Origin of the sequence: Clostridium sp. AF32-7AC (genome assembly GCF_003477925.1) — a bacterium.
GTDB lineage: Bacteria > Bacillota > Clostridia > Lachnospirales > Lachnospiraceae > Otoolea > Otoolea fessa.
Window position 1 is genome coordinate 245,672 of record NZ_QUEG01000005.1, and the last position, 10,753, is coordinate 256,424.

The window sequence follows — 10,753 nt, forward strand, 5'->3', positions numbered from 1 at the left end:
GGGATATGTACGCCTCAAATTTTGTTCTGCCTGATGGGACAGTGCATCGCTGTTCTAAATGCAACGGCAGGTTCATGCAAAACCAAGGCATCTGATATTTTCTCATAACGATTCAGCCGGTTTTTGCATCAAATACATAAACCGGCTGAACCGCTACGTTTCTCCTTATTTTAGCCCCTACAGGGGAGAAAGTCAATCTTTTGCATCCCCGAATCAACTCCAGGCAACTTTTTTAATACGCAAACACCCGGTTCAACCGCATCAATTCCGGTGTCAGACCGAAGGTCGATTTCACAAACTCCGGAACCTTGCCATAGCGGAACGAGCGCTGGTAGATGCCATACTGACCCGATTCATCCATTTCATAGTCCGCCGCATATTCCCCATCATACAGGACATTCTGACCGGCATCCACCGTATATGTCTGACCTATCTCATTTTCCTCCATTGAATTTACCGAATCCCTCAAATCATCCTCTGAAACTGCCCCTGTGTCCTCTGTACCGGACACATATACTGCAATATTGATCCCCTGATATGCCTCCGCCATTTGATTGATCTGCACCATATCATCCGAAGCGGAGTTTGCAAGAATTTCTGCAATCTGTTCCGGATCTGTAATCGTTACCTCGCGTCTGCTGTTATTCTGAAGATACTCCCGCTGGCGTTTTCCAAGCTCTGTATCTGCCGGTGCCAGCTGATCCTCCGGAATCTTGCCGCCCTGATACTGAAGCACGATTTTTTCTGTATTTTCCGGTGTCACCTTGCTGCCGACCTCGGTACCACACTGTTTCAGAATCGCGATCGTCTCCTGGAAGGACGGATAAATCGGGTAATAATCAAACTGGTTAAATGTGTCATAATAGCCGCCATTTTTACGAATCACATCAATCATCGCCTGCATCTCATTTGTCTTAAACTGAATCTCCGCGATCGGCATCTCCTCCCGGCGCATATCCGGCGTCAGAGCCATCAGCTCTTTCTGGTATGCAGCAAGAAGCGCCGCCTTCGTCTGCTCATCCGGAAGCTTCACATGGCTGCAGTCCTCTTCCTCTTTGTAATTGATGCCTGCGGCATCGTCTGCCTGTAGGGACAGCACCGGGTACATTCCCAGTTTATAGCTCTGATTTTCATAAATGGAATCTAGCTGTTCCCGCAGCTCCGATACATTGATCGTGCGGTAATTACGGTAAACGGTTTTTCCATTGTTCAGATGCCAGGACAGCACGATCGAATCATAGCGTGAATCCAGATCCGCCTCACTCATCCAATCCTGTCCGCCGTTCAAATGCTTCCGCTGTCTGGAAGCTGTCTCGATGCCCTGCGCGCCAATTTCCCGCAGGACACGGATTCCATCCTCATCCGAGATCTGCATTTTATCTGCCACATCTCCCTGGGACGCCCATTCCATTCCAACACTGTAGCCATCCCTATACATTCTCGGAGTCACATGGTAAGCCCCTGCCGCATTGTTGTCCAGCGCATCACAGTAAATACCCGCGTATGCAACCTTGTCAGCATCCGGCAGATAGCTGTCATATCCTGCCACATCCAGGCGGAACCCCAAGAAAATGGCTGCCACTGCCACCGCACTGATGGCAAGCTGTCTCTTATGCGCAAACAAGCTCTTAAAATCGAAATGATAGATAATTTCGATCAGGCAGCTGGTGATGAGCAGTCCGCAGATCAAGCCAAACACGGTCCAGATATCATCATTCAGGATTGATCGGAAAATCATTCCGGAAAACAGCGTGATCGGCACAACCAGAAGGAAACGGATCACCGGCTCACTTACCTTAAATGCCATCGCTCTTCCAGCCGCCTCAGACGGGCGTTTCCGGTACAGGAACATTCCCAGGCCAAAGAGCAGGGCTGCCACTGCCAATGCAATGACTGCCATCCGGGTGGGATGATCCGAACCAGTTGCCGTGCCGTACCAGAAAACCGGTGAGGTACGCTCGCACCAGCGCAGCAGGAAATTGCCATTGTCATAAAACGTCATGAAGTATTCAGAAAAATACGTCGATATCACTGCAGCCACGCCCGGTCCCCAGCTAAAAAATACGCCGGTTCCAAGTAATCCTACGATCAGATTGCCTGTCAGAATCACTGCCAGCACCACCGTCATGTACACCAGGGTAAAAAAGCACATATGCTGTACATACCCAATCAGCAGGGTTCCCCATGAAAATGGCGCGCCCTTCACCTGCAGCATCACACCTGCCACCAGCAGAAATACCAGATACGGGACTGCCAGATACAGGATACCGTCCAGGCAGGTCACAGTATAAAGCATTTCACGGCTGATCGGAAGGCTGTGAAAAAAATCCGTTTTCTTTTTCGAATGGAGATACGAAAAACCGGACGCTGCCAGCACCACCGCCGTCACAATCAGGATAAATACCAGCATTGCATTCTGGATCGAATACATATGCAGCATCTCATTGGTCAGCTTTAATTTTGCTTCTGCTAACGCCGCTTCGACGCTCAGATCTTTAGACAAGTTATCCGGACGCAGCATTATGCTGGTTTCCAGCGCTGTCAGGACTGGGAACAGAAAGAAGCACAAAAGTGCGGTAAGCGCCACGCTCCAGAGACGCTGCTTCGTATTTTCTCTCATATATTTAAAAAACAAGCCTTTTGATGTCATAACCAGCCACCTCCGTTTCACTGATAAAGATCTCTTCCAGGGAAAGCGGTATCATTTCAAAAAACACCGGATGATACGCCTGTAAAATTGTCTGAATCTCTTCCCGTTTTCCGCGCACAGTAAGCGTCAGGAGACTTCCCCTCTGTTCCGTCTTTATAATATCGATTCCCTGCAAATCGCTGCTCCCCACTCCCGCCGGAAGCACACACTGAATCTTGTGAATATTTAACTTCATATCGTCCAGATCCTTTGAGAGAAGCATTCCTCCCTTGTGAAGCAGACCTACATGGTCGCAGATATCTTCCAGCTCCCGCAGATTATGGGAGGCGATGACCGGCGTGAGGTTCCGCTCCTCGATATCATTGGCAAAAAGACTCTTGACCGTCTGCCGCATGACCGGATCCAGCCCGTCAAACGTCTCGTCGCAGAACAGATAATCGGTTCCCGCGCAGATGCCCAGCAGCACAGCGAGCTGTTTTTTCATACCCTTCGAAAAGGTCTGCACCTTCCGCCGGCTTTCCAGTTCAAAATTCTTTAGCAGTTTATCAAACCGGGCTGCATCAAACTTCGGATAAATCCCCTGATAAAACACTTTCATGTCTTCCGCCGTTCCATTGCTTAAGAAATACGGCTCATCCGGGATATAAAAGCATCGTGCCTTTACCTTTGTATTCTCAAATACTGTCTCATCATCAACCGTAATGCTCCCTTCGTCCGGCTTTAAAATACCGGCTGCCATCCGCAAAAAGGTACTTTTTCCGGCGCCGTTAGTTCCGATCAGACCAAAGACACTTCCATTGTGAATCTCCGCATGGATATGATCGACTGCCACTGTATCATAAAAACGCTTCGTCAGATTCTCAGCCTTTATCATTCCTGTTTCCTCCTTCCTCACTTCCATAGCTCTGGATGACCTGCTCCTGGAACTCCAGCATCGTGATGCCGGTTCCTTTTGCATCCCGGATCAGAAGTTCCAGCTGATCCCAGATCTCCTGCCGCTTCCTCTCCCGAATCTGTCGGTTATCCGCCACAAAACTGCCCCTGCCCTTAACCGAATAAATATATCCCTGGCGTTCCAGCTCTGCATACGCCCGCTGGATCGTATTCGGATTCATCGACAGCTCCGTTGCCAGACTCCGTACGGATGGAAGCTGACTGTCCTGCTCCAAAATCCCCCGGACCATCAGATCCGACAGCTTCTCAACAATCTGCTCATAGAGAGGTCGTCGATCTTTATAATCAATCAGAATCATGCTCACATTCTCCTTTCCTCCATTCTGCCCTGTATCAAAAATCATAAGTGTATTAGTTCATTTAATATAGTTATAGTATACAAAAAGGGCAGTCGATTGTCAACCGACTGCCCTCTTACGATTTTCTTAACAACCTTTTTGGTTATATCCGAATAGAAACAAACTTCTGCAATCAAAGATTGATTACTGAGCCTGTGTCTCCTCAGCTGCCTCAGTCTCTTCTGTTTCAGCCTCAGTCTCCTCAGCTGCCTCAGTCTCTTCCTCAGATGCCTCTTCGGTCTCTTCCTCGGAAACCTCCTCAGTCTCTTCTGTTTCAGCCTCGGTCTCCTCAGCTGCCTCAGTCTCTTCTGCCTCTACAGTCTCCTCTGCTGCTGCAGTTGTCTCCTCTGCTTTGCTGCCGCAAGCGGTCAGAGCAGATGCTGCTACCATTGCACTCATAACTAAGATTGCTGCTGTTTTTGTAAGATTCTTTCTCATAATTATTCTCTCCTCTTTAAAACATACGATTTATGTTTTCTTGTACCTCATCGGTACGTGACCTATAATAAAAACAAATTATGTCCAAAATATGAACAGATAATTAACATTCACTAAATAAATCCCGTATTTCTTACAAAAATCGAAAGTTTTCGTAAGAAAAGTCCTTGTTTCTGTTGACTTTACATTGTTTTTTAAGGTCTTTAAATCTTAATATATATGCAGCAGTTTTCTCGTTTCAATGCTGCTTTTTCCCGATTTCCGGCTTATTTTTATTCTTTTTTCGTTTCTTTATGAACAAGGTTCTCGATTTTGTGTTTACGATTTGTTCACAATTTAGCCAAATTTGAACGGTTGGAACCGAACTGAAATTCCGTCATATATTTCCGGTAGCGAAGCGGCAGATGCATCCGCTGACAGGCTGGATTTTCCCGCTCCTTAATTCCTATCTGATGAAAAAATGCACTCCAGAGCGCCGCATATTCGCTCTGATCGGTTCTCCCGGAAAGCGCCTGCAGGGGCTCTGTCTCAGCCCCACGCATCATATACCACCGCCCCTTTCCTGTCCAGACTCCCGCTTCCTGGTGATTTTTATCATAGATAATAAATGGTTCCGAGGGCAGGCGATCTGTAAAATACGGCATCAGCAATGCCGTCACCCGGTTTTTCGGACCAATCTCAGAAAATAGTACCTGATCGGAATATTCTGCAAACCGCAGAAATTCTGTCTGCAAATGCGCTTCATTGGCAACCGCACGGTTGATCTGAAAGACTGTCTGCACCGCCGGTATCTGTAAATTTTCCGTGATACGTCTCCCTGCTGCCCCTGCGCTAAACCCACAGACCAGAAAACGATAGACTGCCTCTGCCCGATCCTCCCGCTCACTCAGCGCCGTGCGGTAAATCCAGCTGTACGCCAGTTCTGACAGGGATCGGCGCACCGAGCGCACGACTTTCTGTGCCTTGAGCCGATCCACCGCCACCTCTCGGTACTCCGAAAACAGGCTGTAATTATATTCGCCCTGTACTTCCAGCCGCACATTCTCATGCCCTAAGCGGCTGTTCCAGGCATCATATACTCCTGTGAATATACCTTCCGGACTGTCTTCGCATACAAATACAACCATTTTTCTCTCCTCCGTCTGCTTCATGCCTGCGCCATATGAAAATCATCAAACAGCGACATCTGACGGTACAGCCCGCTCTGTGACAACTGCCACTGCTTCCGCTTCTCTTCACTGATTAGCTGTGCCGCGATCGCATCCTCATGGATCTGCACCGGGTACATCATCCGCCCCGAACAGGTAATGAAGTATACTGCCCGCTTCAGCACAACTCCCATCTTCTTCAAATCTTCAAACCGAAGCGCCACCTGTTTTCTCGCTGCGACAATCCGCATCGCAGACTTTACCCCGATGCCCGGAACCCGCAGAAGTGTCTCATACGGTGCCCGGTTTATCTCCACCGGGAACTCACCCAGATTCTGCAGCGCCCAGTCGCACTTCGGATCCAGAAACACATTAAAATTAGGGTGTTTTTCACTCAGAAGTTCCGATGCCCGGAAGCCATAGTAGCGCATCAGCCAGTCCGCCTGGTACAGACGGTGTTCCCGCAGAAGCGGCGGTCCGTCCGGAAGATCCGGAAGCAGGCTATCCTCATTCACCTTGATAAACGCCGAATAAAAGACCCTCTTTAATCCAAAATTCCGATACAGCGCTTCCGCGACCGTAACCATCTGATAATCACTCTCCTGAGTCGCCCCGACAATGAGCTGTGTGCTCTGACCGCCGGGGACGAAATAATTCTTGCGGTTTGAGATATTTCCCAGTCCGAAACTGCCATAGATCGATCGTCCTGGGATGACACGGGGGATCTCCGGTGTATGTGTCCTTCCAACCCTTTCATCCATTCTCCCTGGTTCTTTCGACCTCATAAATCCTTTTGCATTGTCTCCACCCTGCCCCCACTCCCTCTTATTCAGGCTCAGAATTCCCTTGTCAGCCTCCAGACATTCCTTTTTCCCTTTTCCTATCGCTTTACCACCAATTTCAGGTCTCCCATCTCCCGGAATCTGAATTTCTCCGCACTCTTTCCGCGGAATCCATGCCCCTCTGCTCTCCAGGCGTCCTTCCTGCTCCAGCTGTCTCGCGATCCCAGTCTGGATCTGGCGCATCGGGCGCAGTATCTTGTCCCGCGTCTTTCCCGGCGCCAGGCGCGCCAGACCATCAGCCGTCGGAAGCTCCAGATTCACACTCATACGGTCCGCCAGAAAGCCTACTCTCTCAATCAGCTCCGGATCTGCCCCCGGAATTGCTTTCACATGGATATAGCCGTTAAACCGATGGATGCGGCGAAGCCGGTACAAGGTCTGATACAGCAGTTCCATCGTGTAATCCGGCGTGTCCAGCACGCCGGAGCTTAAAAATAATCCTTCTATATAGTTGCGCCGGTAAAATTCCATCGTCAGGCGGCAAACCTCCTCCGGAGTAAAGGAGGTGCGAACCGTGTCATTGCTCCGCCGGTTGACACAGTAATGGCAGTCATAAATGCACTGGTTCGTAAACAAAATTTTCAGCAGGGAGATACAGCGCCCATCCGAAGCAAAACTGTGGCAGATGCCGTCCACCCGGCTGTTTCCAAGAAAGCCTTCCCTTCCCTTTCTGCCCACGCCGCTGGAGGTGCAGGCGGCGTCATACTTCGCCGCATCCGATAAAATTCTTAACTTTTCTTCGATTGAAAGATTTTCCTGTATCAGCATGAGATTCTGCCTCCTCCCGTTTTTCGAACATCCGTTCTGTATTTATCATATCACACCCTCTTTTTAAATGCAAGCTGTTTTTCGAACGCACATTCTATCATCACGCACACTGTATCCGAGTCTTTCCAACCTACGCAAAGCGTTGTTAAACTTCCTCTTAAAATATAATTTCGATAACACATGACAGTATTTCTGATTGTTTTCCTCGCAAGCCGCGTTTATAATAAAGAAAGATTGAAGGTATAGAATGAATTATTTTTATAGGTAGGATGAAGGAGGAGTTTACAATGGCTATTTTAGTTACTGGAGGCGCCGGTTACATCGGCAGTCATACCTGCATCGAACTTTTAAACGCCGGATATGAGGTCGTTGTCATGGACAACCTTTACAATGCCAGTGAGGAAGCGCTGCGCCGCGTGGAGAAAATCACCGGCAAGCATGTAACCTTTTACAAGGCAGATATGCTGGATCGCGAGGCAGTCAATGAGATTTTTGAAAAAGAATCCATCGATTCGGTCATTCATTTTGCAGGCTTAAAGGCAGTCGGGGAATCCGTTGCGAAGCCACTGGAATATTACCACAACAATATCTCTGGAACCCTGATTCTCTGCGACGTAATGCGCAATCATGGCGTCAAGAAAATCATTTTCAGCTCCTCCGCTACCGTATACGGAGATCCGGCATTCGTCCCGATCACCGAAGAATGCCCGAAAGGCAAAATCACAAACCCTTACGGTCAGACAAAGGGAATGCTTGAGCAGATTTTAACTGACCTGCACGTGGCAGATCCGGAATGGAATGTCGTTCTGCTCCGCTACTTCAACCCAATCGGTGCACACAAGAGCGGTCTGATCGGCGAGGATCCGAAGGGAATCCCGAACAACCTGGTTCCTTATATCGCACAGGTTGCTGTCGGCAAGCTGAAATGCCTCGGTGTCTTCGGCAATGATTACCCGACTCCGGACGGAACCGGTGTGCGCGATTACATCCACGTAGTTGACCTTGCAGTCGGTCATGTAAAAGCACTCCAAAAATTTAACGATAAGCCAGACGTATATATCTACAACCTCGGCACCGGCAAAGGCTACAGCGTACTCGATGTTGTCAAGGCTTACGAAAAAGCCTGCGGCAAAACAATTCCTTATGAAATCAAGCCACGCCGCGCCGGCGATATCGCAACCTGCTACTCCGATGCTACCAAAGCGAAAAATGAACTCGGCTGGGAAGCTCAGTACGGCATTGAGGAGATGTGCGCTGACTCCTGGAAATGGCAGTCGATGAACCCGAACGGATATCGGGACGCTGAGGACTAAGAGATGAAAAAGAATGTGCTTGGCACATTCTCGCGCCGAGCGCGGTCGCTTGCGACATGTTTCTGCTTCGCGCGAGTGCGCATCATTGGCACGTTAGTGCCTTTTTGTGTAATAGGGAATTCCAGAAAATTTCCTATTACATGACAAAAGCGGCTGACAGATGTCCATCCTAACATCTGCCAGCCGCTTTTTCTGTTCTTTATTTGTGTTCCGCAAATCCCCGCCGCATTTTTTCCAGCGCCCGCTTCTCGATCCGGCTCACATAAGAACGCGAAATCCCAAGTCTGGCGGCAATCTCCCGCTGCGTCTGTTCCTTTTCGCCAAACAGCCCGTACCGGCTGCGTAAGACGATTTTCTCTGTTTCTTTTAAACACGCTTCATAGGCGCGGTAAAGCTGTTCAATTTCCTGCTTTAAAATAATGGTTTCCAGAACTTCTTTTCCTTCTGCCTCCAGCACATCCATCCGGCTGACGGTTTCTCCGTCTTTATCTACCCCGATCGGGTCATATAACGAGATATCCTTTGCATATTTTTTACCAGCACGGAAGGTCATCAGAATCTCATTCTCGATACATTTCGCCGCATATGTCGCCAACCGCGATCCCCGCTCCGGATGAAACGTATTGACCGCTTTAATGAGCCCGATGGTGCCGATCGACAGGAGATCTTCCATTTCATAATCTGTACCCTGATATTTTCTGGTCACATGCGCCACCAGCCGTAAATTTCGCTCTATCAGAGTATTGCGTGCCTCATGGTCTCCCTCTTTCATGCGTTCCAGACAGGACCGTTCCTCTCCAGGTGTCAAAGGCTTTGGAAATGTATGCAAAGAAAAAGCCACCCTGAAGCTTACTTACTGATAGTTTATGCTTCGGTGGCTTTTCCAGTGCACCACTTGCTTTTCCGATTTTAGAAAGGGCGCTAAAAATCATGCCATCCAGCCGGTTATAAATCCGCTGCGTGTGAACTACTCGGTAACTAAGTTACCAGAGCATCTGAAATCTGGCGGGATACCGCCTTTTTTCAGGGTGCGTCCATGACACCACTACTGCTTACCTTTCGGCTATACAGCTACTTTTATTATTTCTGGATTCTTTAGTCCGGTTACGGACAGTTCTTTCTGTTTTCCGGATACGGAAAGATGTTTTCGCAGGATATTAAATGCTCCTACTGCATCCGCATTATGTCTTACTCCATCCGTTATATACATGCCCCGCTCTTTTCGGTTTGATGCCTCTGCATATCTTTTTGATACTTCTGGTGAAAACGGGCTGCACTGGCTGGTATAGCTTTCTTCCTGTTTTATCAATGGTATTCCATACAGTTTCAGTTTATATTCCAACATGATATAAAGTTTATTATACGGCAGTCCGTGAAACTTCTGGTTTGTCTTGTGCCCTATATCTTTTCCTTTACGGATATTTCGAATATCTCCTATGATTACACAGCTTATCCCTTCTTTTTTACAGTATTCTGCAAACCATCTGGTCACCTTATGAAGGTAATCCTTTACTGCATTCTGTTTTTTCCGATAAAGCCTCTTGATGTGTTTCGAGGAGCTGAGATATTTTATGCCGTTTTCCACCTGCTGTGCATACCATATTGATTGAACCCTGCTGATTTCTTTGTGAAAGTACCTTTCCAGCGAAAGATATTTCCTTCCCAGAATAAAAGTTTTTCCATTTCCGGAATCATAACAGGTCATCAGATTATGAAGTCCAAGATCAATTGATAAATAATGGCCATTCTGAGGAAGCGGTTCTGGCTCCTTGACCTCATAGATAACAATAAGGTCACATTTTCCATCTTCCGGTGGATAGATCCGCAGCTGTTTTATGTGATCCATGTTCCTGAAAATCTTATTTTCAAGATATAGAAATTTTTCATGAATCCCATAAGCTTCTTCCATATAGCTTTTCAGATCCTTTGACAGAGACAGCCGCAATTGGTCGGAACCTTTCTCGTGCCGGATTCCCATCTGCATGTAAGTGATCGGTATATTGTCCTGTTTAAATCGCGGCGGATTTGGATCTTTGATCCCACCGGTCTTTTTAAGGACATAAAATGATTTCCAGGCTTTATCCAGCTGCTTGCAGGTCTCCTGCGCCGTCTGGGACGGAAGCTGTCTATACCACAACTCTCCTTTATGCGCTTTCTTCTGATAATACCAGTCAGGATACTTCTCCACCCCCAATTCTTTATATCGACGGCGTTCATAGTTGCAGACATTCCAGAGTTTGGAAGCAGCATAACACATATGCCCTATAATATTAGAATATTCCGGCCGGATATTGACCGATGT

At 47.9% G+C, this 10,753-nt stretch carries 9 protein-coding genes; 1 reads left to right on the top strand and 8 read right to left on the bottom strand.

Annotated features, from left to right (window positions below):
- Nucleotides 1-232: 232 nt before the first annotated feature.
- From DWZ45_RS09615 to DWZ45_RS09640, 6 genes are all read right to left on the bottom strand, one after another.
- The gene (locus tag DWZ45_RS09615) at nt 233-2,650 is read right to left on the bottom strand and encodes a DUF6449 domain-containing protein (protein WP_118468797.1); all 2,418 of its coding nucleotides are present in this window, start codon (nt 2,648-2,650) and stop codon (nt 233-235) included.
- Nucleotides 2,625-3,524 (bottom strand): ABC transporter ATP-binding protein, encoded by a 900-nt coding sequence (locus DWZ45_RS09620; protein WP_117795722.1) that lies wholly within the window; start codon nt 3,522-3,524, stop codon nt 2,625-2,627. Before DWZ45_RS09620 ends, DWZ45_RS09615 begins: the two co-directional genes overlap by 26 nt.
- The gene (locus tag DWZ45_RS09625; protein WP_107000076.1) at nt 3,511-3,903 is read right to left on the bottom strand and encodes a GntR family transcriptional regulator; all 393 of its coding nucleotides are present in this window, start codon (nt 3,901-3,903) and stop codon (nt 3,511-3,513) included. Before DWZ45_RS09625 ends, DWZ45_RS09620 begins: the two co-directional genes overlap by 14 nt.
- Before the next feature lie 183 nt (nt 3,904-4,086).
- The gene (locus DWZ45_RS09630; protein WP_118468799.1) at nt 4,087-4,380 is read right to left on the bottom strand and encodes a hypothetical protein; all 294 of its coding nucleotides are present in this window, start codon (nt 4,378-4,380) and stop codon (nt 4,087-4,089) included.
- A 329-nt stretch (nt 4,381-4,709) separates the two neighbouring features.
- The gene (locus DWZ45_RS09635) at nt 4,710-5,507 is read right to left on the bottom strand and encodes a TIGR03915 family putative DNA repair protein (protein WP_118468840.1); all 798 of its coding nucleotides are present in this window, start codon (nt 5,505-5,507) and stop codon (nt 4,710-4,712) included.
- A gap of 20 nt (nt 5,508-5,527) precedes the next feature.
- Nucleotides 5,528-7,138: a putative DNA modification/repair radical SAM protein gene (locus DWZ45_RS09640; protein WP_118468801.1), complete on the bottom strand. Its 1,611-nt coding sequence runs from the start codon at nt 7,136-7,138 to the stop codon at nt 5,528-5,530.
- 287 nt (nt 7,139-7,425) lie between these two features.
- Here DWZ45_RS09640 and galE point away from each other — a divergent pair, with 287 nt between their 5' ends.
- Nucleotides 7,426-8,451 (top strand): UDP-glucose 4-epimerase GalE, encoded by a 1,026-nt coding sequence (galE, locus tag DWZ45_RS09645; protein ID WP_118468803.1) that lies wholly within the window; start codon nt 7,426-7,428, stop codon nt 8,449-8,451.
- Between the two features lie 199 nt (nt 8,452-8,650).
- Here galE and sigK read toward each other — a convergent pair whose 3' ends face one another.
- Both sigK and DWZ45_RS09655 read right to left on the bottom strand, forming a co-directional pair.
- Nucleotides 8,651-9,280: an RNA polymerase sporulation sigma factor SigK gene (gene sigK / locus DWZ45_RS09650; protein WP_118468805.1), complete on the bottom strand. Its 630-nt coding sequence runs from the start codon at nt 9,278-9,280 to the stop codon at nt 8,651-8,653.
- Nucleotides 9,281-9,514: 234 nt separating this feature from the next.
- Nucleotides 9,515-10,708, bottom strand: a complete 1,194-nt coding sequence (locus DWZ45_RS09655) for an RNA-guided endonuclease TnpB family protein (protein WP_118468842.1) — start codon at nt 10,706-10,708, stop codon at nt 9,515-9,517.
- Nucleotides 10,709-10,753 lie beyond the last annotated feature (45 nt).

Bases quoted from the DNA above. Each gene is read 5' to 3' on its own strand.
- DWZ45_RS09620 (WP_117795722.1), bottom strand. From the start codon at position 3,524: ATGATAAAGGCTGAGAATCTGACGAAGCGTTTTTATGATACAGTGGCA.
- DWZ45_RS09630 (WP_118468799.1), bottom strand. From the start codon at position 4,380: ATGAGAAAGAATCTTACAAAAACAGCAGCAATCTTAGTTATGAGTGCA.
- DWZ45_RS09625 (WP_107000076.1), bottom strand. From the start codon at position 3,903: ATGATTCTGATTGATTATAAAGATCGACGACCTCTCTATGAGCAGATT.
- DWZ45_RS09635 (WP_118468840.1), bottom strand. From the start codon at position 5,507: ATGGTTGTATTTGTATGCGAAGACAGTCCGGAAGGTATATTCACAGGA.
- galE (WP_118468803.1), top strand. From the start codon at position 7,426: ATGGCTATTTTAGTTACTGGAGGCGCCGGTTACATCGGCAGTCATACC.
- DWZ45_RS09615 (WP_118468797.1), bottom strand. From the start codon at position 2,650: ATGACATCAAAAGGCTTGTTTTTTAAATATATGAGAGAAAATACGAAG.
- DWZ45_RS09640 (WP_118468801.1), bottom strand. From the start codon at position 7,138: ATGCTGATACAGGAAAATCTTTCAATCGAAGAAAAGTTAAGAATTTTA.
- DWZ45_RS09655 (WP_118468842.1), bottom strand. From the start codon at position 10,708: ATGTGTTATGCTGCTTCCAAACTCTGGAATGTCTGCAACTATGAACGC.